This window comes from Palleniella intestinalis (genome assembly GCF_013166595.1).
Lineage (GTDB): Bacteria > Bacteroidota > Bacteroidia > Bacteroidales > Bacteroidaceae > Prevotella > Prevotella intestinalis.
The window spans coordinates 22850-47296 of record NZ_JABKKG010000005.1; the positions used below are offsets into that span (position 1 = coordinate 22850).

The 24447-nt window shown below is 50.3% G+C and carries 15 protein-coding genes; 10 read left to right on the forward strand and 5 right to left on the reverse strand.

The features are described from left to right. Positions 1-3 precede the first annotated feature (3 nt). Both HPS57_RS08200 and HPS57_RS08205 read right to left on the reverse strand, forming a co-directional pair. Positions 4-2397: an alpha-L-rhamnosidase gene (locus HPS57_RS08200; protein ID WP_172182023.1), complete on the reverse strand. Its 2394-nt coding sequence runs from the start codon at positions 2395-2397 to the stop codon at positions 4-6. A gap of 16 nt (positions 2398-2413) precedes the next feature. Next, a complete protein-coding gene (locus HPS57_RS08205) occupies positions 2414-5797 on the reverse strand; it encodes an MGH1-like glycoside hydrolase domain-containing protein (RefSeq protein ID WP_172182392.1) in 3384 nt (1127 codons plus the stop codon). Positions 5798-6311: 514 nt separating this feature from the next. Between HPS57_RS08205 and HPS57_RS08210 the strand changes: the two genes are divergently transcribed. From HPS57_RS08210 to HPS57_RS08255, 10 genes are all read left to right on the forward strand, one after another. Beyond that, a complete protein-coding gene (locus HPS57_RS08210; RefSeq protein WP_253946511.1) occupies positions 6312-7169 on the forward strand; it encodes a glycosyltransferase family 2 protein in 858 nt (285 codons plus the stop codon). Further along, positions 7166-7882 carry a tRNA 2-thiocytidine biosynthesis TtcA family protein gene (locus HPS57_RS08215; RefSeq protein WP_172182025.1) on the forward strand — a complete coding sequence of 239 codons (717 nt, stop codon included), beginning with the start codon at positions 7166-7168 and terminating at the stop codon, positions 7880-7882. Before HPS57_RS08210 ends, HPS57_RS08215 begins: the two co-directional genes overlap by 4 nt. 54 nt (positions 7883-7936) lie before the next feature. After that, entirely contained in the window at positions 7937-9121 is a 1185-nt protein-coding gene (locus HPS57_RS08220) for a MalY/PatB family protein (RefSeq protein ID WP_172182027.1), read from the forward strand. A 10-nt stretch (positions 9122-9131) separates the two neighbouring features. Then, positions 9132-12362 carry a glycosyl hydrolase gene (locus HPS57_RS08225; protein ID WP_172182029.1) on the forward strand — a complete coding sequence of 1077 codons (3231 nt, stop codon included), beginning with the start codon at positions 9132-9134 and terminating at the stop codon, positions 12360-12362. Between the two features lie 9 nt (positions 12363-12371). Next, positions 12372-13853, forward strand: a complete 1482-nt coding sequence (locus HPS57_RS08230) for a sialate O-acetylesterase (RefSeq protein WP_172182031.1) — start codon at positions 12372-12374, stop codon at positions 13851-13853. Between the two features lie 95 nt (positions 13854-13948). After that, positions 13949-16534, forward strand: a complete 2586-nt coding sequence (locus HPS57_RS08235; RefSeq protein WP_172182033.1) for a glycoside hydrolase family 2 protein — start codon at positions 13949-13951, stop codon at positions 16532-16534. A 638-nt stretch (positions 16535-17172) separates the two neighbouring features. Further along, the gene (nagB, locus tag HPS57_RS08240; RefSeq protein ID WP_172182035.1) at positions 17173-17964 is read left to right on the forward strand and encodes a glucosamine-6-phosphate deaminase; all 792 of its coding nucleotides are present in this window, start codon (positions 17173-17175) and stop codon (positions 17962-17964) included. Positions 17965-17973: 9 nt separating this feature from the next. Beyond that, positions 17974-18522, forward strand: coding sequence for a nitroreductase (locus tag HPS57_RS08245; protein WP_172182037.1), 549 nt, complete (start codon positions 17974-17976; stop codon positions 18520-18522). 9 nt (positions 18523-18531) lie between these two features. After that, positions 18532-18948: a VanZ family protein gene (locus HPS57_RS08250; RefSeq protein WP_172182039.1), complete on the forward strand. Its 417-nt coding sequence runs from the start codon at positions 18532-18534 to the stop codon at positions 18946-18948. A gap of 36 nt (positions 18949-18984) precedes the next feature. Then, positions 18985-19464, forward strand: a complete 480-nt coding sequence (locus HPS57_RS08255) for a PaaI family thioesterase (protein ID WP_172182041.1) — start codon at positions 18985-18987, stop codon at positions 19462-19464. A gap of 128 nt (positions 19465-19592) precedes the next feature. Here HPS57_RS08255 and HPS57_RS08260 read toward each other — a convergent pair whose 3' ends face one another. The 3 genes from HPS57_RS08260 to HPS57_RS08270 all read right to left on the reverse strand — a co-directional run bounded on the left by HPS57_RS08260 (position 19593) and on the right by HPS57_RS08270 (position 24407). After that, the gene (locus tag HPS57_RS08260) at positions 19593-20447 is read right to left on the reverse strand and encodes a hypothetical protein (RefSeq protein ID WP_172182043.1); all 855 of its coding nucleotides are present in this window, start codon (positions 20445-20447) and stop codon (positions 19593-19595) included. 208 nt (positions 20448-20655) lie between these two features. Further along, positions 20656-23805 carry a DUF6298 domain-containing protein gene (locus tag HPS57_RS08265; protein WP_172182045.1) on the reverse strand — a complete coding sequence of 1050 codons (3150 nt, stop codon included), beginning with the start codon at positions 23803-23805 and terminating at the stop codon, positions 20656-20658. Next, positions 23802-24407, reverse strand: a complete 606-nt coding sequence (locus HPS57_RS08270) for a DUF3826 domain-containing protein (RefSeq protein WP_172182047.1) — start codon at positions 24405-24407, stop codon at positions 23802-23804. Before HPS57_RS08270 ends, HPS57_RS08265 begins: the two co-directional genes overlap by 4 nt. Positions 24408-24447 lie beyond the last annotated feature (40 nt).

Genomic DNA, 24447 nt, shown 5'->3' on the forward strand with positions numbered 1-24447 from the left:
CAGTTATATTATTTCATTTAAATTAGGGTCAACATACTTACAGGTCATTCCTGCCGGCACGGAGTAGTTTGCAACAACCTTTCCGGAAGCATCACGATGCCACTCGATGGATACCTTTCCCCAAGGAGTCTCTGTGCTTGCCTTCACCCACTGCATGTCATTAACAGGCTGCGGACGGAATACAACCTCCCTGCCATTGATGTTTATTCCTGCCAAGGATGTGAAATGGAATCCGTCGATGTGCCCCATCATGAAGTGGTTCATGGAAGAACCGTGTGCAGGGTCCCACTGTTCAGCGAGGGTTGTCATGCCCTGCTTCATCTGGAAACCGTAGCCCGGCACCTCATAGTGGTTAAGCATCTTGTACAAAAGTTCCTGTTGGTTCTCCTCGCAAAGCACCTCAAAAAGGTAGCGGTTGCCTATATCGCCAGTTGTAAGGCGGTCATTATGGCGGTGGATGTCGGCAATCAGAGAGTCGAGGACTGCCGTCCTGTCCGCCTCCGGACAAAGATGTAGGTTGAGAGCGATTGCCAATGCCGTCTGCGACTTATGCAAAGGATTCTTTCCATTCTCACCGTTGTAGAACTCTTTCTGCCATGCTGCCTTTATCTCTTCACTGCGTTTTGCGAGCATAGCCTCATCAGCTTTCTTGCCAAGCAATGCCGCTGTCTGGCGCATCATGTCCGTCCAACGGTAGTGATGGGCAGTGGAGACAAGCGGAACGGACGTGTTGCGTGAGAAACCCGAACGGAAATCGCCGTAGTCATACCAGTCGCCGAGACCTTGTTTAAGTATGCCGCAGGAATCTATTGTACTGAGATAATTCACATAAGCGAGCATATCGTCATAGTATTCCTTCAACAATGAGTCGTCATCATAGTACTGCTTGTACATCCAAGGCAGCATGATGAACGTGCCACCCCACTCCGGAGACTCGGCGAAAGCATCCATTCCCGGACCACGGAAAAGGACATATTCCGGGGCTGTTGTAGGCACTGCACCGTTAGAGTGCTGCGCATCGGCAATGTTACGCATGGTCTGGCGCGCGAAACCGGTAAGGTCGTAGTTCATGAACAGTCCTATTCCGTTGAGCCAATCCTGCTCAAGCCATCCCAATTTCTCACGGTGAGGGCAGTCGGTGAAGACACTCTGCATGTTGGAACGCACCGCACGGTCTATCAGTTCATGTGTTTTATTTACCAAAGGATTACTGCACTCAAAAGTGGAAACCTTCCTTGCGGAGTTATAGACAAAGCATGAATTGATTGACTTTATCACAGGAAGCCCCTGCGGGTTAGGCTCGCCGTCCATGACAGCGCCTTCCACCTGGATGTACCTGAATCCGTAATAGGAGAAGCGAGGACGGTAATGCTCCGTCTCCTTATCACCTTTCAGTGTGTAGCTGTAATAATGCTGGCGTCCAGTCTGACGCTGGTTGCACGCACCTTCGGGAGTAAGGGTCTCGGAAACATAGAGTGTCACCTCCTGACCGGCCTTTCCCTGCACAGAAATCTCAGGAACTCCGGCAAGGTTCTGTCCCATATCGAGGACAAAAGTGCCTTTAGGGAGCTCATGCTTGGTAAGTTTCACGGCACTTGCACGCTCTTCATCAGAGAGATACTTCACACTCTTCGGTGTGAAACGCTCCATGACTTTCACCGGCGGAGCCATCCTTTCACGCAGAACGCCCTTAGGGCCTTCCTGAATGACAACACTCTTCCACGTTCTGCCGACACGCGCATCGTAGTCCTCACCGCCATAGATACTGTTGAAAACAATCTCGGAAGGCGACCACTGCCATGACTTGTCGGTAACGATATTCTCCTCCGTGCCGTCCGCATAGACAAGATGCAGACGGAGTTTCAATGTCGGAGGGCCGAAACTTATCCTCAGTTTGGTGTAGCGTCCGCCCTGTTCGTTGTAGAAACCGTTGCCGAGAAGCACCTCTATGCGTGTCTTCTTCTTGAAGTCACGGCCGGAAAGGTCATATTTGTTGTAGAACACCGACTTGTCATAATCACTCCAAAGCGGTGTGAACTCATAATCATCAATGCGCTCACCGTCGATACGCACCTCGCTGAATCCCAGTCCGCAAGCGTACATTGTGGCTTTCATCACCTTCTTCTTCACAGGGAAAGTCTTCGCCACATATATGGAACGGCGAGACAATGGGTCTGCGGCATTCCAGAGAGGGAGAGCCTCTTTCAGCGCCTTGCCTGTATAGATTCTGCCTTCGGGAGTATGGGCGTCAGCCTTTGTTATGGCTCCCACCCACTCTGCACCTGAGAAAACATCCTGCGCACCGACACACACCGGAGCAGCCAGCAATGCCACAAAGGCAAGCAACCGCAACACAGAAGGGAATAATGGGAGCACTTTTGATAAACGATATATCATAACAATCAGATTATTATTAGTCCAACTTGCAGGTTATCTTCTTTATTCCGTCAGCGGAAGCCTTCTTTACACCATCGACAAAGACCATAAGTCCCTTGCCCTGATGATAACGGCTGCCGTCCTTGTCGTAAAGGATAGTGATGTCATGACCATGATAACGCACATTGTCAAGACAGAAATATGTCCACTTTCCTTCAGGAACAAGAGGGTTGATAACGACAGTGTTGTCCGCCTGTGGCTGCAAACCGCAGATGCCGGTGATAAGAAGATCGTTGAAAGTAGAGTGATTGTAGTAGCGTGAACGCTCCTGGTCGCCCTTCAGCCAATAACCTGTCACCTCGTCCTGATACTCGCCGATGTATGGTTTTCCACGCATGTGCTGCGCCTGAACGTATTTCTCCATCTGCTCAAAGAAAGCATCCTTCACACCCGCCAAAGGAGATGTCTGCTCCGCATTAAGGTAGTTAATCATACTTGTGAGTGTCTGTGCCGACGCGAAAGGCCAGATTGCACCGTCCCACTCGCATTTTCCCACACCGTGAGTGCGGAATCCCGGATGACGGCGCTCTGCCGTTGTCAGACCGTAAGGTGCGTTGAAGCCCTGCTCATCCATGACCTGCTGCCATGCAACGCCGTACTTTCCGTTGTCCAAAGGCATCTTTACGTACCACGGCATATAGCCGATTGCCTCACGGACATTGGCGAGCGAGTCGCCCGTATGTGTCTCAAAGAAACTGCTTTTTTCGTTCCAAAGGTTTGCAAGAATCAGCTTGCGGAGAGCCTCAGCACGGTTATTGTACTCGTCAGCGAGTGCCTTTTCGCCAGCAAGAGCGGCAACATTGGCAAGCGCGATGTCATTTCCATACATATAAGCATTGACAGAAGGACGCATAAACTGCTGTGTGCGTGAGCCGGAGATTGTCTCCTCCATGGCGTCACGGACATCACTCTGCCAGAAAAGTCCGTCGATTCCCTTCGCGTTACGCTTCCTTATCTTGCCATAACCTGACTTCTTTGCAGGGAAAGGCATGTCAGGACGGAATTGGTTCCAATGATACCAGTCATCTATCTCCCATTTCATCGACGGAAGGACAGACACCGCCCAATCCTTTCTGCCGTCAACAAGATAGCGCTGCCAGATGCTGTAAGGAATCCATGAGGAGTAAGCTGTGAGTTTCGCCATAGGCTTTCCCTCGTTGCCCTTGTACCAAGTGTTGATAATCTGGTCAAGATATTCCGGATTGCGAAGCCAGCGTGACTCATGGATATGGTGACCAACACCGGAGGAAATCAGCTTCCATTTGTCAGCATAGTTGCGCTGCACAAGGAACTCTGTCATAGCCCAGCCGACAGGAGTCTTCTCGATATGCTTGCGGAGAGTCCACCAGCGATACCAGTAAATCTCCTCGAAATTCTTCTGTGAGCACTCAAACGCCGGACAGTTGGCACGCATCCATTGCCATGCCTCGCTGTTAGGAATTGCCTGGACGATGTTCTCGTCCTCCATATTGTTGAAATAATCAACATAGCCCTTGTAGTTGTCGTAGTTCAGAACGGCAGGAGTCCCGTCAGTGGCAAGCTCACCTCCGTCGACGATAGCCTCAGACTTGAAGTTCGCAATGGCATAGACTGCGAGCTTGTCCTGCTCACCTGCATCAGGAAGTATGCCGTCCCAGTCTGCCGGAGTGTCAACAGTAGGATAAGTGCGCTGCACACCTGTGCGGAACATCACACGCTCCACACTCTCAACCGGTGCAAAGAGCATACGTGTGGCGGTCTTCTTTCCATCGACATAGACTGTATAATTACGATGCTCCACATTAATCTCGACACGGATGCGGTACTCCTTTCCTGCCTCGTATGCCGCACATTTCGCATAGCGTGCGCCACCCTTGCTGCGGAGTTCACCCTCGTTTGTCAGTTCAAGGCGTCCGCAAGCGGTGCCCTGCTTGTCAAGGAATTCTATCTGAAGCCATCCATGGTCGTTCTGCGAAGCCTTGAGGTCAAACTCCACAGCGAGCTTCTTTGATGCCGGAATCTTCCTCTCCACACGGCAGTAATCGAACTTGTCCTTGTCGGAAAGGGTCATCCATTTGCCGTCAAGACCCACAGGTGCTTCTATCGGAGAATAGATGTTCCATGCCGTAAGGTCGGCAAGCGACTTGCATTTCGTGAAGTCATCGTTGGCGTGCGCTGTCGCATCAATCTGCACAGGGACAGGAACACGCGCCACCCACATGTCCTCCTTGTTCATGGAGTACGTCAACCACATGCCGCCGTCTGCCGGTTCGCCGTTACCTTCCTGAATACCACGCACATACTGCGGGCCGAATGACTTATAGTTTCCTCCGTAACGCATCGGCGGAATCTCACCCGTCACGAGGTTCAGGGTAGTATAATTCAGACCGTCAGCCGACAGAGAGATAGCCAAAGGCCAACGGAACTCGGAAGGATTGTACACCGTTGCGTAAGTGCCGTCGGACAGACGCTGTCCCCAAATCTTGGCATTGCTGTTGACAAAGCCTTTGGCACGGAGGACAGGCTGTGACCATGTGTTACCGCCGTCGGAGGAAACACTTGTCAGGGCGTGCTTCCAAAGTGCCACAATCCTGCCGTCAGGCAACGTATAGTCGTTATAAGCCTTGTAAGGTTTGTTAAGCGGAATGAGTTTCTCGTCTCTGTCTGCTTCCTCCACCCACTGCATGCGGATGCGCGGATTGGCAAAGATTTCCGCCACCGCCTTGCGCAAATGCTTGTCGCCCTTGCGATAGTTAGGGAAGTCGGTGTTCTTCTCGTTGAAGTCGTGGTTGTAGTATATGAAATATATCTTGCCCATTGTGCCGTCCTCCTTTATCTCGCGGATGACACGCCCGATACCGTTTCCGTCGTTGTTATGGTCCTTCTTGGACATGCAGACACCGTAAGAAGCGATGGCGTACAGGCGGTTTTCGGAAGAGACATACCAACCCATGCGCTGGTGCATCACCGCCTTCAGATTCTTGGCAACGCCTTCCACACCCTTCTTTGTGAATCCGTCAGGCACGTCATATTCAGGGAAAAGCATCTCCGGCACCGACCATGAATAGCCGTCCTTGGAGCTTTGCACAAGGGTATGTGACGGCGGAACCTGCTCGTCCTTCGGGTCACAGAGATAATGGACGTAGAATTTACCCTTCCAATAGGCCATCATCGGCTGGTGGTTGTATGTCCATCCGAAACCGTTTTCCGCAGAAGGATGCTCACGGTTGGCACGCATAATCTGGATGTTATGCACGCCAACGACCGGTGACAACTGGCCGTCATGATGATTAGGATTGCTCAATTGAGTGCCCGTATAGTACACTTGTGCGGAAGCTCCCTGCACACAGAATACGGAACACATACACAACGCCGCCTTCATCAAGGAGGCGGTAATCGGTGATTTGAAATTGGTCATTTTATAATCTGTTAGTTTGATGTTTCCAACTTGTCAAGGTTATGATGTTGGCAAAGTTACTAATTATTTTCCAAGTTTGCATGCGCAAAAACGTAAAAGTATGTTAATACTTGAGTATAAGACAATGTTTTGCGCATTTCCGCCCTCATTCCACCATTCATTCCTAATCACTTGACAAAATGAAAGGTTATCTTTTGCATTACAAAGTGTTACCTTTTGCCAAGCGAAAGGTAACACTTCACAAGCTAAAAGGTTACCTTTCGAAAAACCATCCGTTATTTAACATACGTTTTGTTTTTAGTTTGCAAAAACACACGAATAACCATACATTCGTCAAGCCATAACGCCGTTTTTCTTACAAAACGAAAGTCCGAGAAATCTTTCTTCACACCATCCAACTTCGTTCTGCACATATTTAATCGCGCGAATGTCAAAATCTTTAGGAAAATGGTCGGCAATCAAAAAAAAATTAGTAACTTTGTACTCGTCAAACCCGCAGCGCACGGACATGGTTTCCATTGACCTCAAACCGTTGTCCGCTACCGCAGGGATTGCAGTGACTATCAAACTATCGAAAACAAAACAAGTGAAGATTACTCTCATCACCTGCACATACAATGCGGAAAGCGTCTTGCAGAGGACTCTGGACAGTGTCCTCCGGCAGCCGTATGCCGACATCGAACACATCATAATCGACGGTGCGAGTTCTGATTCCACCGTCGCCATTGCCGAAAAATACAAGGCGCAGAGCGACAAAATGCAGAACGGGCACGCCATAACCATACTAAGCGAACCGGACAATGGGCTGTATGACGCCATGAACAAGGGCATCGGAATGGCTACGGGAGCGTATCTCTGTTTCCTAAACGCCGGCGATATGCTGACGGACGATGCCATTCGGAAGTTTCCTTCAGGACGCAGCGTTGTCTATGGCGAGACGGACATCGTGGATGACAACGGCAATTTCCTGCGCCACCGCAGGCTTCAGGCTCCGGAAAAGCTCACCTGGCGGTCGTTCCGCAATGGCATGCTGGTGTGCCACCAGGCATTTTATGCCAACACAGAACTTGCGAAATGCACGCCATACAACCTGAAATACAGGATTTCGGGTGATGTGGATTGGTGCATACGTATCATGAAGGAAGGCGAGAAGCGTGGCATGACGACATGGAACACGCACCGTGTCCTCTGCCGTTATCTTGCAGGAGGCATGAGCGTGAAGAACCACCGTGCGTCACTTCTTGAGCGTTTCCACACGATGAGAGAGCACTACGGCATTGTCACCACCGTGGCGATGCACGCTTGGTTTGTAATCAGAGGCTTCATAAAGAAATGATTCCGGAGGAAAGAAAGATACAGAAATTGTTCCGGAAAGGCTGCGCCGAGTACGGTCTACTGGAGGATGGGGACAGGATTCTCATAGCTCTTTCTGGTGGAAAGGACTCCCTCGAACTGGTGAGGCTGCTCGCCGGACAGCAGAGAATCTACAAACCGCACATCAGTGTGGAGGCGGCGCATGTTCTCATGGATAATATCCCATACGAGACTGACCGCAGTTACCTCAGCCGGTTCTGTGAGAATGTTGGCGTTAAACTGCATATTCTCCACACTTCTTTTGAGGAGCGGGAGGGCAGCAAGAAGCCCCGGTGCTTCCTTTGCTCATGGGCGAGAAGGAAAACTCTCTTCTCATTTGCCACCGACAACGGCTTCAACAAGATTGCTTTGGGACATCATCAGGACGACATTCTTGTCACTCTGCTGATGAATATGGCCTTTGAAGGGTCGATACAGACCATGCCGCCACGGCTGACCATGGAACATTACCCGGTCACTGTCATCCGTCCGCTGTGCCTTGTGCCTGAAAGTCTCATCGCTGCCGTGGCTGAGACGGAGGGTTTTGAGAAGCTGAAGACCGCCTGTCCTTACGAGCAAATCACGAGAAGGCAGAGCATGACGGAGATGTTCCATAGGTTGGAGGAGATGAACCCTGAGGCGCGCTACAGTCTTTGGAACTCCATGCGCAACATACACAAGGACTTGTTGCCTTGATTTCCTTGCCGGACAACACACTCAACAAACAAAGAAAACAAACTAACAAACATTATGAAATACGACTTCGATGAGATTGTCCCACGCGAAGGGACAGACAGCATGAAACTGAAGTATGTCAAGGACATCTGCGGAAGAGACGATGTCCTGCCTATGTGGGTGGCGGACATGGATTTCCGCACGCCTCCTTTTGTCGTCAAAGCTATAGAGAAACGCGCCAATCAGGGTGTTCTTGGCTACACATGCACGCATGACAGATACTATGACTCTATATGCCGCTGGTCAAAAGAGCATTACGGCATGGAGATAACCAATGAGAATGTCAACTACATTCCGGGCGTTGTCGCCGGTATTCTGCTTGCTGTGCAGGTGTTCACGGAGAAGAATGACAGGATTCTCATACAGCAGCCGGTGTATCATCCTTTCCGCATTGTCCCCGAAGCGACAGGCAGGAAGGTGGTTATGTCACCGCTTCGCAGGGTGGGAAGCAGCTTTGAGATGGACTTCGAGCAGCTCCGCAAGGACATAAAGGGCTGCAAGATGATGATTCTCTGCAACCCTCACAACCCTGCCGGAATATGCTGGTCGAAGGAAGATTTGCAGACTGTGGCGCAGATTTGTGCCGAAGAGGGTGTGCTTGTCATCAGCGATGAGATTCATTGCGACATGATTCTCCACGGCAAAAAGCACATTCCGTTTGCCACAGTGAGTGAAGAGGCACGCATGAACAGTATCACTCTGCAGGCTCCGTCGAAGGTGTTCAACATGCCGGGCGTGGTCGCTGCGCACGCCATTGTGTTCAATCCGGAAATCAGAGAGAAGTATTTCGGCTACATTTGGGGCACTGACCAGGATGCAGGCAACGTATTTGCTTACGACTGTGTGGCAGCCTGCTACAGTGAGGAGGGCGACGAATGGCGCAAGGAGATGCTTGCTTATGTGGAAGGGAACATCGACTTGCTCTGCACAAGGCTTGCCGAGGAATGTCCGCAAATAACGCCTGTCCGCCCGGAAGCGTCCTTCCTTGTGTTCCTTGACTGCCGCAAACTGATGGAGGAAAAGGGCATGAAGGAGCAGTCGGAACTCATCCGTTTCTTTGCCGACAAGGCTCATCTCGCCTTCAACAGCGGGGATATGTTCGGCTGTCTCGGGAAGGGATATATGCGCATGAACATCGCTTGCCCACACTCTGTGGTGAACAAGGCTATAGACTTGATGGTAGAAGCAATCAAACAATAATAACATAATCATGAAGAAACATTTTTTTCTCGCTATCATAGCGACAGCCATTGCGGCATTACCTGCATTTGGCAGCATGGCACAACGTACCTATTCACCGTTCTGTTTCTGGTACTGGATGTACGGAGCTGTGTCAAAACCTGCCATTCAGGCTGACCTCGTGGCAATGAAAAACGCAGGACTGCGCGGAACGTATCTCATGCCTATCTACAGTTCGGAGCGAAGACCGGAGTACAACGGACAGGCTGACCAGTTGTCTCCGTTGTTCTGGGACATGGTGGGCTACTCCATGCAGCAGTGTGATTCGCTCGGTCTGGAACTGGGCATACATATCTGTGACGGCTTCGCCCTTGCCGGAGGACCGTGGTTTACACCTGAAGAGTCCATGCAGAAGGTGGTATGGACAGAGGATATTGTGGAGGTTGGCACGGAGAAAAGCAACTCCAAGGCTTCAAAGAAATATGGCAAAAAGGGGAAAATGCCAGCTCCTTATAAGTTCAGGCTTGATGCCTACAAAGGCGAAGGATACAAGGATATTGCCGCTTTTGCCGTACCTGTGAAGCATAAGGTGGACGAGGTTAAAGCCACAAAAATGGCTATGTCGGAGGGAGTGACCTCGGATGAGAAGAACATCATACGTGCAAATGCGCCTTGTTCGTTCTCTTTTGATTTCCCTAACGGCACTGTTGTGCGCACAGTGGAAATCACTCCGTCGGGCACAAACATTCAGAACCAGCGTCTGAAGGTGGAATACAGTCTTGACGGAAAGACCTTTACATACATCACTACATTCACTCCGGCGCGTCAGGGCTGGCAGAACACTGCCGCTGCTGCGACATTCACACTGCCTGAGTATATAAAGAGCAACGTAAACTCTCCTCTTACGCTTCGTTTCAGTTGGACTCCGGACGGCACAGAGCCGGGTTCTGAGGACCTTGACGCTGCAAAATGGAAGCCGACACTTAGACTGAAAGGCATCCGTTTCTTCCAGAATCCTAAGATTCACCAATGGGAAGGAAAGGCTGCTTACGCATGGCGCGTGGCGGAAGAGACCACCGAGAAGCAGGTGCCAAAGGACTTCTGCCCTGCTCTCTATGACATAATTCCGTTGGAAATGAGTGAGGACGGCACTGTAAGCATACCGGCAAACTGTCCCAGAACTTACCGTATCATACGTATGGGACACTGCTCCACAGGTCAGATGAATGCCACTGCCGGCGGAGGAAAAGGCCTGGAGTGTGACAAATTCTCCAAGGCTGCCGTCAACAAACTTGTCGACAACTGGTTCTGCAAGTTCATGGCACTGCCGCACAGCAACACTGTCAAATATCTGCATGTGGACTCTTGGGAGTGCGGTTGCCAGAACTGGTCAACGAATTTCGCAGAGGAGTTCCGCGCACGCCGCGGCTATGACATCAAGCGTTGGCTGCCGTTGTTCGCAGGAATCCCTGTTGTCAGCGCAAGCGAGAGTGAGCGTGTGCTGCGCGATGTGCGACTTACCATCAACGAACTCATCCATGATGTGTTCTTCACAACTGTCAGAGAGCGTGCGCATAAGATGGGTATGAAGTTCTCTTCCGAGAGCATCGCACCAACAATGGTGGCTGACGGACTCGACCACTATAGGTATGCTGACCTCCCAATGGGAGAATACTGGCTCAATTCTCCTACACATGATAAACCGAACGATATGTCTGACGCCATTTCCGGTGCTCATATCTATGGCAAGAACATAGTACAGGCAGAAGGATTCACTGAGGTTCGTGGCGTATGGGATGAGGATCCGGCGTCCATAAAGACACTCCTTGACCGCAATTTCGCCCTTGGCATGAACCGTCTCTTCTTTCATGTGAACACCCATAATCCATGGATGGACAAAAAACCGGGCATGACTCTTGACGGCATCGGTCTGTTCTTCCAGCGTGACCAGACATGGATGCCTGAGGCAAAACCTTTTGTTGACTACATCACACGCTGCTCCGCACTGCTCCAGCAGGGACGCCCGGTGCAGGACATCGCCGTATATACCGGCGACGAAATGCCACGCCGCTCCGTGCTTCCCGAGCGTCTTGTAAGCATGTTGCCAGGCATTTTCGGCAAGGAGCGTGTCGCTTCTGAGGCTAAACGACTTGCCAACGTCGGGCAGCCTATGGAGGTAAGCCCTGTCGGTGTGAACCATTCTGCAGGCATTGTCGACCCGAAAGACTGGGTAAACTGCATGCGTGGCTACCAGTATGACTCTTTCAACCCTGATGTTCTGCTTAATCTTGCGACAGCAAAAGACGGTTGCATGGTGCTGCCGGGTGGCGCCAAGTACCGCGTAGTGGTAGTTCCAGCCGTGCGTCCTATGAACCCTAACGGCATAATTAGTAAAGAAGCAAAGGCTAAGATTGAGGAACTCCGCAAGGCAGGTGTGGCAGTCATCGACAAGACTTTCACTGATGACGATTTCTCACGTTACGGTCTGAAGCGTGATGCAGAACTTCCTAATGGCATTGCCTATACACACCGCAGTGCAGTTAATGGCGAAATATACTTCATCGCTAACCAAAAGAACGAGGATGTGACATTCACTGCAAAGTTCCGTGACACAGCCAATGGCACACCTTATATATATAATGCCGTTGACAACACCATCACAGCATGGTCATCGGAGACAATCTTCCTCCCTGCCAACGGCTCTTGCTTCGTTCTTTTCCCAAAGAACAATGTAGCGGAGATACTCTCCTGCCTGCCTGAACAGCCTGCAGAGAAAGCCGAAACGACAGCAAAACAGGAAAGAGAAGCCATAGCTCTCACCAATCCTTACACTCTTACACTGAAGGAAGCGGGAGCGACAATGACGCTTGACGCACTGAAGAGCTGGACAGAGATAGAGGAAGGAAACCTCCGTTATTTCTCCGGACACGGCAAATACTCCACAACCGTGAAGCTGAAAAAGAAACCTTCAGGCAATGAGAAACTGCAACTCGGCAAGGTGATGAACATCGCCCACGTTTGGGTCAATGGCATTGACTGCGGCATAGTGTGGACAGCACCTTACGAAGCGAACATCGGCAAAGCTCTGAAAAAGGGCATCAACACCATCGAAATAGAAGTCGTGAACACATGGGCGAACGCTCTCCGTGGCATGGATGAGGGCAAAGCACCGTATGATGGTATATGGACAAACGCCAAATACCGCATGGACAAGCCTCATCTTCTCCCTGCCGGACTTCTCGGACCTGTAACTATCAAATAAACATAACCAATGAAAAAACTTACAACATTACTTTTCCTGGCATTCTGCATGGCATCAATCGCCCATGCAAAGGTATGGATGCCTACTATCTTTGACAGTGGAATGGTGTTGCAGCGTGAGTCAAACGTGAAACTGTGGGGTACAACCGATGCCGGCAAGACCGTCAAGGTGACCACCTCATGGAACAAAAAGACTTACCGCACCACTGCCAACAGCAACGGCAAATGGAACGTTTCCGTCTCCACTCCTGAGGCAGGAGGACCGTATAGTGTGACCGTCACCGACGGCGAGGCTGTGACTTTCGACAACGTACTCATAGGCGAGGTGTGGATATGTGCCGGACAATCGAACATGGAAATGCCTATGAAGGGTTTCCCTTCACAGCCTATCGAGAACGGACCGGCTGACATTCTCCACTCCACAGACCCTCTTCTGCATGTCTTCCAGTCAAAGCGCATCAGCCGTGTGGAGCCTACTGACACAACAGTAGGCCAGTGGAAAACCTCTGAACCTGAGGTAATACGCGACTTTGCTGCCACAGCCTACTACTTCGGACGTGAGCTTCGCCGCACTCTCAATGTGCCTATCGGACTTATCGTTACGGCATGGGGCGGCTCTTCCTGTGAGTCATGGATTGCACGCGAGTATGTCAAACCATTTGTGACAGAGAAGTCTCCTTACCAGATTCCTTACAAACCATCGGACATAAAGTCCAAAAACCGTCAGCCGACAGTGCTCTTCAACGGCATGCTTAACCCTGTCATCGGCTACGGAATAAAGGGAGCAATCTTCTATCAGGGCGAGGACAACGTGCCACGCTATCAGGATTACGCACAGCAGTTGCAGACTATGGTTGGCTGCTGGCGTGACAAATGGGGCATCGGTGAGTTCCCTTTCTACTATTGCCAGATAGCACCATACGAATACAGCCTTATCAACTGGACAGTGAACTCTGCCCTACTCCGTGAACAGCAGTACATTGCCGAGACGCAAATCCCTAACGCCGGCATGGCAGTGCTCATGGATGCCGGCATAGAGAAAGGCATCCACCCTCCGAAGAAAAGCGTCGCAGGCGAACGACTTGCCATGCTTGCCCTCGTGAAAACTTACGGCTGGAAAGGCATCACAGCAGAATCGGCACGCTACAAGAGCATGACCGTCGAGAACGGAAAAGCAATTCTTGAGTTCGAGCGTGACAAAATGAACCTCTACGGTGCAAACAGTTCGTTCACAAGCCACCTCTTCGAGATTGCCGGTGAGGACCGTGTGTTCCACCCTGCGACAGTGGAGCTGCACAAAAGGAAGTTCCTTGCCGTCTATTCCCCTGAGGTAAAGAACCCAGTGGCAGTACGCTATGCGTTCAAGGACTGGTGCGAGGGCGACCTCTTCTGTGACGGTCTGCCACTCTCTTCGTTCCGCACAGACAACTGGCCTGTGGAGGAACGCAAGACAGAGACCACAGAAACAAAGGACTACGACAAGCAGAGATAAGGCATTTTAGGGTTTAATCCAAATTGACATTACCGTCAGTTTTGACAATAATGTCATAATTGACCATATTGAAAACCTACAACCAACAACCAAAAATGAGAACAAGACTATCATTACTCCTTCTCCTTTTAGCCATGAACATCCTGCCGGGCTTCGCGCAGCAGGTATGGAATTTCAACCTCGATTGGCGTTTCCACCGAGGAGAAGCGAAAGGCGCAGAAGCCGTAAACTACGATGACAGCCAATGGGAAGTGGTCTCCACGCCACACACCGTGCAGCTTATGCCGGCAGAAGGCAGCGGAAACCGTAACTATCAGGGCGTCGCATGGTACAGGAAACGCTTCCAAATGCCTGCAACAAAATACACAAACGGCACTGTCTCCCTACAGTTCGAGGCAATCATGGGCAAGCAGAACATCTACGTAAACGGCAAACTTGTAAAGGAACATCTTGGCGGTTATCTGCCTATCACCATAGACCTCACAGCTGCCGGTGTAAAGGCCGGCGACGAATGCCTCATCGCTGTGATGACAGACAACTCCGATGACAAGTCCTATCCTCCGGGAAAGAAGCAGATGACCCTCGACTTCTGCTACCATGGCGGTATCTATCGTGATGTATGGCTCATAGAACAACCTGCCGTACACATCACCGACGCAGTGGAAAAAGGTGAGGTAGCCGGTGGCGGAATCTTCGTCCATTATGCGAACATCTCCGAGAAAAGTGCGGAGGTTTATGTCAACACAGATGTTGAAAACTCACTCAACAAGCCGCAGACCGTGACCGTCACAAACACTCTCCTTGACGCTGCGGGAAAGAAGATAAAGACTTGGACAAGCAAAGTAACAATCCCTGCCAAGGGAAGCAAGACCGTAAAGCAGGGCTCAAAGATTGCAAAACCAAACCTTTGGTCACCTGAGAAGCCTTATCTCTACACCATGCGCACACAAGTCCTTGCAAACAAGGAAACAGAAAAGCGTGACACAAAGATTGGCATCCGCAGCTTTGAGTTCAAAGGCAAGGACGGTTTCTGGCTCAACGGCAAGCGCTACCGCCAGTTTGTGGGTGCTAACCGCCATCAGGACTTCGCTTATGTCGGCAACGCCCTGCCAAACTCTCAGCAGCGCCGTGACGTGCAGCGCCTGAAGGATTGTGGCTTCAACCTCATCCGTGTGGCACACTATCCGCAGGATCCGGCATTCATGGACGCTTGCGACAAACTCGGAATCTTCATCATTGTGGCGACTCCGGGCTGGCAGTATTGGAACAAAGACCCGAAATTTGCCGAACTTGTGCATCAAAACACGCGCGACATCATACGCCGTGACCGCAACCATCCGTGTGTGCTCATGTGGGAACCTATCCTCAATGAGACACGCTATCCGGAGAAGTTCGCCCTCGAAGCCCTGCAGATCACCAAGGATGAGTACCCTTATCCTTACCGTCCTGTCGCAGCAGCCGACCTCCACAGCGCAGGCGTGCTTGAGAACTACGATGTCGTCTACGCATGGCCGGGCGATGACGAGAAGACAGACGGCCTCGAGCATAAGGCGCAGCAATTGAACAAAAACATGCTCACACGCGAATACGGCGAACTTGTCGACGACTGGTATGCGCACAACAACCTCAACCGCGCAAGCCGTTCATGGGGCGAGATACCACAGTTGAAGCAGGCTTTGTCACTCTCCAACACCACACGCGACCAGCACCGTACCACCGGACTGTTCCTCGGAGGATGCCAATGGCATCCGTTCGACCACCAGCGCGGTTATCATCCTGACCCATATTGGGGTGGAAACTTCGATGCGTTCCGTCAGCCAAAGACATCCTATTACATGTTCAACTCACAGATTCCTGTGACGGAAGGCGAGCCGATGGTCTACATCGCACACGAGATGGGACAGTTCTCTGAGAACGATGTGGTGGTGTTCTCCAACTGCGACAGTGTCCGCCTGTCAATCTTTGACGGCGAGAAATCATGGACACTCCCTGTGGATAAGTACGGTGAAACTGACCGTCCGTACAACGCACCGGTGGTTTTCAAGAACGTATGGGACTTCTGGCAGGCACGCGAATACTCCTACAAGCAGCGCAACTGGCAGAAAGTGAACCTCGTGGCAGAGGGAATCGTCAACGGAAAGGTTGTCGCAACAACGAAGAGAATGCCTTCGCGCCGCAGCACAAAACTGCGCATGTACGCCGATGAGCGTGACAGAAAACTTGTCGCAGACGGCTCGGACTTCATCGTTGTGGTATGTGAAGTGACCGACGACAGCGGCAATGTGCGCCGTCTGGCCAAGGAACAGATTAAGTTCACCGTGGAAGGTCCTGCGGAAATCATCGGCGACGGCACGGACATCGGTGCCAATCCGCGTCAGGCAGAATGGGGAAGTGCACCGATACTCCTCCGCAGCACAACCACTCCGGGCAAGATAAAGATACACGCCGACGTGCTTTATCCGGGCACCCACTCCCCCACTCCTTGCGACCTTGAGGTGGAATCCGTCCCTGCCGACTACCAATTCGTGCGCGGACTCGGCATCAATGCAAGCAGCAAAACAAAAGTTTCCGGCAACGCATCGTCCTCCAACTCATCCACAAAGCAAATCTCCGACGAGGAGAAGCAGCGCATGTTGCAGGAGGTTCAGGACCAGCAAGCCGACTTCGGTGTGACGAAATAAGTTACCATAACATTGCATTACAATCTGGCAATCATAGTCTTGCCAACCCAATAGGTGATACTTTGTTCGCAAAGTGTCACCTATTATTTTTTTGCCTCCAACAGCTATAAGCCACAGCACGGCAAATGACAAAATGAAAGGTAACCTTTTGCACCGTAAAAGGTTACACTTGACTGCACGAAAGGTTACCTTTGGCAATGCAAAGTGTTACCTTTCACTACACCAATGATGTTTTAACATCCGTTAGAGTTTCAGTTCACACAAAACAGCCCTTTACCTGACATTTTGCACACTGCTACGCCTTTTCCCTTGACATATTGGCAAAGACATCTGTAAGTTGTTATTCCGATTACATGGCACAATGCGTTTACTCAGCAAACAACACATTAGGCGACACCCTAAAAAGTCCCAGAAATTACAGCAATCTATATACAAAACGCAAGAAAAAGCACTTTCACAAATAAAAAATAAGAAGACATTGAACGTTTTTCCAAAATTATTCGTATTTTTGCAAGACAAAAGTCAGTATGCATAGTCCTGCACCGGCAATGCAAGAGAGTATATGGATGACATTCACCCACTACGAACTGCCATGGTGAGGATATGCCAAGTAATAACCAACAAAAAGAAAAAAAACAATGAGAGTCATTATCGAACCCAACTACGAGTCAATGTCAAAATGGGCTGCCAACTATGTCGCAAGCCGCATAAAGGAAGCCAACCCGACACCGGAAAAGCCTTTCAAACTCGGCTGTCCGACAGGTTCTTCACCACTCGGTCTCTACAAAGAACTGGTCAAGAAATACGAAGCTGGGGAAATTTCTTTCCAAAACGTGATAACATTCAACATGGATGAATATGTGCATCTTCCTGAGGAGCATCCGGAATCATATCATTCGTTCATGTGGAACAACTTCTTTTCACACATCGACATTAAGAAAGAGAATGTCCACATCCTTAACGGCAACGCCGAGGACCTCATCAAGGAATGCGAGGACTACGAGGCTGCCATCGAAGCTGCGGGAGGAATAGACCTCTTCATGGGTGGCGTAGGCCCTGACGGACACCTTGCGTTCAACGAACCGGGTTCATCCCTTGCGTCAAAGACACGCATCAAAACCCTCACAACAGATACCATCATTGCCAACTCACGCTTCTTTGATGGCGACCTGAGCCTTGTGCCTAACCAGGCTCTCACTGTCGGAATCGGCACCGTTATGGCAGCCAAGGAGGTGCTTCTCGTATGCAACGGTCATCACAAGGCACGTGCATTGCGCCATATCATTGACGGTTCGATAAGCCACAAATGGACGGCTTCTGCCCTGCAGATGCATCCTCACTCTATCGTTGTATGCGATGAAGCTGCATGTGACGAACTGTCTTTGGCAACATACAAATACTATCTTGACAAAGAGCGTGGAAACTTGTAAATCAACCTTATGAACAAAGTTATAGAGACAATCATGTCACGGCGCAGCTGCCGGTGCTTTGACCCGGAGCGCATGCCGTCGGAAGAGACTCTGCAGCAGATTTGCGAGGCAGGGACATGGGCACCCACAAGCCGTGGACAGCAGAATCCGATTATCATTGCCGTTACCAACAAGGAACTGCGTGACCGCATATCACGGATGAATTCCGCAATCATCACGGGCAACAACCTTGTCACTTCCACTCCTCCGGGTGCCGACCCGTTCTATGGTGCGCCATGCATGCTGATTGTGCTCGTAAAGGAATCGCCCAATGCCATGTACGACGGACCGATAGTCATGCAGACTCTCATGCTTGCAGCGGAATCACTCGGCGTAAATTCTATATGGATTCACCGCGCCAAAGAGGAGTTTGAGAGTGAGGAAGGAAAGCAGATTCTCCGCGACCTTGGCATAGAAGGTGACTACATCGGCATAGGGCATGTTGCCCTCGGATATGCCGCAAAACCGCTGCAGGAACCTAAACCGCGAAAGGAAGATTATATTTATTGGGCAAAATAACCGATGTTCATGAAAGATTGTAAGACCTCTATCAATATAATGGCTGTGACAAGGAAGTATCCACTCTCCATTGTCATAGCCATTGCCATTTGGATTGTGTGCATGATTCCTATTCCTGAGACACCGCTGAACAACATCTCCTTCATGGACAAGTGGACGCATTTCGTGATGTATGGCACACTGACAGCGGTGATTTGGGTGGAATATGCCAAAGCGCATAAAGGCTCATTCACTTGGAAAAGACTGCTTGTCGGTGGCTTTCTGTGTCCGATAGCCATGGGATGCCTTGTGGAACTGGCACAGGCTTATCTAACAACCTGCCGTTCGGGTGATGTCTTTGACGCTATATGCAACGCCCTCGGTGTCTGTCTCGGTGCTGCCCTCGGGCACATCATTGCAAAGATGATGCCACAAGGAAAGAAATAAAAGAACCCATAACCTACAACCAACAACCCATAACCAATGCTAAAAAGAATAAAGAACCCATGGCTGAAAGTGCCGGATTACTGTTGTCCGGGCTGTAGCCCGACCAACGAGAAGGGGCTGAAACTCGAATTCATTGAGGACGGGGACGACATAGTAAGCTATTGGAATCCTGACCCTGCCTACCAAAGTTGGAGGAACACGCTGCACGGAGGCATGCACTGCCTTATGCTTGACGAGATTGCCGGCTGGGTGGTGTTCCACAAACTCAGCACTATGGCTGTAACAAGCAAGATGGAAACAAAGTACCTGAAGCCCATAACCATTGACGGCGGACGGATAGAGATGCGTGCAAGACTCTCACGGCAGATGCGGCAAGTGGCATTCATCGATGCCGAACTGATTCAGGGCGGTGAGGTGTGTACCAAGGCACAGGTTGTTTATTTCTGTTCTCCACGCGCCAAAGCTATCGCGGAATATGGCTTCAGCGGATGCGAGACAGAGGAGATAAAAGAATAAAGAAACAGCGAAAAGACTTATTCCCATTCATGGTAAAAAGTCTTTTCGCTGTTTGCTTGTCCAAGAATCATCAGACTTGGACGATATGTTAATAAGGAGAAAACTTTGGTCTATAAAGCCTTATTTCGTTAGAAGATTCTGCCGTTGATACGGAAGCTGAGACAAGGATAGACAGTAATCTTGGAAATAGTCTTGATTATCTTACCACCGTCACCGTCAATTCCCTCATCCTGAAGCTGGAGTTGTCCGCCCGGCTGGTCCATATAAATCTTAGGAGTGCCCCAGAACTGTACGCCAAGATCCCAAGCGAAAGAGACTCTCTTGCGTGGAACAGCTCTGCCTGAACCTATACCGAGGTATGGTTTGAAACCGCTTGTCTTAAGATAAGCACGCGCCTCACTGCCATTTGGCTCAAGAAGGTAGTCACCCAACTCGACTCCAATCTTTTGAAGGTTGTTCTGTGGAGCAAAGTTATTGTTATAGTAAGTGATTGCCTCCAGGTTTTCCTGACAGTTTGTGGTATAAGCTTCAATAATCTGTCCCTTGCCGGCATAGAAACCTGCTGTAAAGTGGAAAGAGGAATGCTTGCTTGGATAGAGGTCAAAGAGGAGTTTGAAATTGGTCATTGAAATCTTGCCGTCAATGAGAAGCTCTTCTGGCAACCCTACTCCTTTATACTTCAGAGCCTCTGCCGGGGCTCCAGGCAAAGATATTTGCGTTTGGAACTCATTCCACGCACTTTGCGCATCATCATTAAAGTCCACATCAATGTCCTTCACCTTAATGGTCGGAAGAAAGCTCATTCCGGCACGCATCTGCACATAATTGCCTATCGGAGTAGCAAGGTTGAAACCAATACCGGTAGTACCAACTTCAACACCTACACCAAGGTGATTGAACAGATTCTTATCACAACATCCATTCTCAGCCTTTGCCGAGAAAGCAACAAAGGCAAGTAATACTGCTAAAATTGACTTTTTCATCTCTTTCTTTATTATTATTTAATTAAAAAGTTTATTCCCTCGTTAAAACTGTATGCAAAATTAATATTTTATTTTCAATTATGCAAATTTGTGCTAACCAAAGTTAACATTATCAACAAAAATTGCGTGCAATGGCTGTCTTTGCCAAAGCACGCAATTAAAATATATAAATTCGGAACAGATTATATGATAATCATTCCGCTTTATGTCACTTTATCCATACCAATGTGTTAGCCGGAACATCGGAAGATTTCAGCGGTGACACTGTACCTTCCTTCTGATTGACAACAAAGACAGAGCCTTTCACCTTCCCACCCATAAGCGAAGCGAGTGAAACAGCTGTATCTGTGTTGTTAAGAACCAACTTTCCTGACTTGCCCTCCATACGGAAAATGCCGTCATAAGGGAAAGATGAGTAGACAGGTTTCATCTCCGGCAATGCCTTTGCAAGACCATTGTCCTTGACAGTAAGCACAGGGCATGAGCCTCCGGCAAAGACTATCGCCCACGGATTGCGGTCATACGCCTTCGCATAGTACAGCACCGGCTTGGAAGGATGTGCCTGACGCATCTCGCTGACAGTGCGGTAGACATCATTGAATGTCGGCTGTCCTGTTCTGATCAGACGCAGATGCTGGCGCGGAGCAAGGTTCACACCGCCCTTAGGAGCATACAGCTTCGGATTATCTGCATTGGCAGCGTCCGCTGATTTCGGCTCTTTGAGAGATGAGTCGTAGAACCACTGCTCTATCTCCACAACATCCACGATGGCAGCATACTTTGCTTTCGCCATAACAGCGTCAGTGACATTCTTGTTGGCATTGAGGATTACGCGTGCGTCCTTGCCTGTCTTTGCCTGCCATTCGCCCACGCAGTCAAGCCAGAACTCAGTGAAATGCTGCGGACCGGTGAACTCTTCGGAGATTGAATGGTAGACATTCGGATTGTCGGCAAACTTGTCAAGCATCTGCCAAATGTACTGTTTGTAGAGCTGAGCGCGCTCCTTGTCAGTGACATCGTAGAACAAGTCGGCAGTGAAGATGCGCTTGTCACCGGTGAAAGGCACAGGTTCAAGGAAGTTTGTGCCGCGTGAGCCTTTACCGGTCATGACGCCTTCGCTCTGTATGTTGTTCGCAGAACGCCACGGACTGTCAACCCAGTGTGCGCCTGCCTCTATGATGTTGTGCTGGAAGAAGTGCTGATTGATGATAATCATCTCAGGAGCGGCTTCAGCAAGCTGACCTATACGTGAGACATACCACTTGTTCAGCTTTGTAAGGTCGTACTTTGAGAGACCGTCCCAAGCAGCTCCCTGACCGGAACGTGCTATGGACTGCTCGAAGAATGGTGCCCAAACATCACCGTTCTGACGCTTGATGCGCTCATGGTCATCACGGCGGCGGTCATACCACAGTCCGTAATTCTGATTCCAAACGGCAACACCCTGCTTCTTGATGTTCACAAGAATGGAGTCGATACGGTCTGTTCCGCCACGGTGTTCCATACCGGGAACGAAGCGTGTCACGGCATAATCCGCCTTAGCCATGTAAGGATAGCGTGTCCTGCCGTTCCACCATGGAGTGCGGTGGAAGCGTCCTCCCATGAACAAAGGCTGCACATCCTTGCCGGAAGAGGCTGCAAGTGCGAATGTTCCGTTGGCTGTTATGACAGGGGAATATGTGCTTTCCACCTTTGCCGGTGCAGCAACCTTTATTCCATCCACGGACTTTACGCCTTTCGCATCGGTAGATGCAGACAGGCAAGCGGAATCAATCCATTGGTCAAGTGTCACTCGTGGGTTAAGAGCCTCTCTTGCCATCTTGGCTGCAAGCTCTATGCTTGGCGATGTTGCGCCGTCATGTCCGCGCTCAAGTATCCTGAAACGCTCGCCAATCTCTTTGCCGAGACGCTCGGAAACCTGTGTCTTATAGAGTGAATATGGGTTGACAAAGTCATTGGTTGACCGCCATACGCCATCACCCTGACAGTAAGCCCAGCAGCCTACGGCATAAGACTTGGCATCCTCGGCAGGGGAATAGCAGTCGATGTATGACGCAGAACACTGGTAGAGAGTACTGTTGGCTGTGTTCCAACCTGCACCCCACTTGTCAAGCCCGAGGTTTTTGAACGATATACCGCCACCCTCGATGTTCACATTGTCAAACAGCAAACCTGTCGCCCATGATGAAGAGCCACCGCTAAAGCCATGGCTTCCGACAGCGTCACACTGCACAAAGGCATTCGGACCCGGTGCGCAATAGCCTGCAGAGAAATCGTTGATGCCTTCCTCTGAATAGCAACGCATGAAAAGGCACTTGCCTCCCATCGTCAGGAAGGTGCGGCGACGCAAGCCGCCAATCTCAGAAACAGGGTTTCTTGATATACAGTCCTCAACTGTAACCTGCTGTGCTCCGCGATGAACAATGACGGCTGAGCCTGCAAGACCTTGGAAATTGCACATGCGAACCCAGCAGTCTTCGGCATTCTCAATGTAGATTCCGTCCCATGCATGGTCCTCATCCATAGGCTGTGCAACGACAGCAAAGCCGGAAGGTTCTGATGAATCCTTGCGTACAGCGTCACTTGCAATGGTCAGATTCTCCACACCGCAGTTTGCGATTCGTCCTTTCCATTCGTAGAGAACGGCAAAGTTCTTGCCCCATTTGCTGTCCAACGCCACTGTCAACGGTGCGTCGAGAGTGACCTCATTGCCGTTGACTGCAGTGCAGGAACGTGCCCAACGGACATCCATCTCACCGGCTTTCCAGCCCCAATAAGGGAGGTTTCCGCCAAAGACATTGCATCCTATGGACTCTATCCACTCCTTTGTGGAAGGGCGTACCACGAGCATACGCTGCGCATTGCCCACCTTTGAGGCAGCGGAAAGATGAATCGTCTTCGCTCCGGCAGCAACATAATCGTCGGTAACGCTCAGAGTGTCAAGGGCACGGAAATCATCCTTTCCCTCAATATAAACCACCGCACCACGGTCAACACCTGTCTTCTGCAGCACTGTCTCTGTCTTGGATGTGCCACGGATGACAACACCTGAGGCAGAGATGCGCAATGGTGTGGCAAGTTCATAGACGCCCTTGTCGAGCAGAACTGCACCACGCAAGCCTGTCACCTTGTCTGGCTTCAGCGAGGAGACATAGTCAATAGCCTTCTGCAGGCGTGCCGACTGGTCACCGCCTTTATGGCTAACAAACACCTTAACCGCAACATCCGGCAATGCCTCTGCCGACATTCTGTAGCCGCAATAGCTGTAATCCGGCAGCCCCTCCAAATGCTTATGCGCCTGCGCACTGCCTGAAAGGCAAGTGAGCAAGGCGCAGATAGTCATAATAATATGTTTCATTTCTTCTGGTTCTTCTTTCTCTCCTCAAGACGCTTGAACCACGCTTCACGCTCTTTGTTTAGGTCATAACCGCGCTTGGAGAGATAATTGTTGACACGTCCCTTGTACTTGTTGAAGGCCTCATGCTTTCCCTTGCTGTCACCGGCGTCAAGGGCAAGCTCGCGCGCCTCTACCATCCAAGCATAAATCTGTGCCTTCTCCTCTTCCTTGAGTGAAGGAATCTCGTCAAGATAAGCCTCGTAAGTGACCTTCACCTTATTATAGGTGATGTTGTCCTTAATGGCTGTGACCTGCTCAGGTGTGAGGTATATGCCAAGCTGTGCCGGCATTGCGAAATGGGTGCGGTAGAGCTTTGAATCGCGCTCCGCCTTGTTCTCGGTCTTGTAGATGTCGTTAAGCTCAAAATAGCGGTTAGCGACAATGTTGCGGACAGCCTCGAATTTCTCACCTGTGAGGTTCAATGACTTGATGTTCTTCTCTGAACGTGCAAGGATAGTCTTGACATACTCAGCGTCACGTCCCTCACTGTTCAAAACGACACTTTGTGCCATTGCCGAAGCAACGACACAAAGTGACATTATAATAAATGATATTCTCTTCATAAAAAATAAATGGTTAGTTCTATAACTTTCCGGACTTATT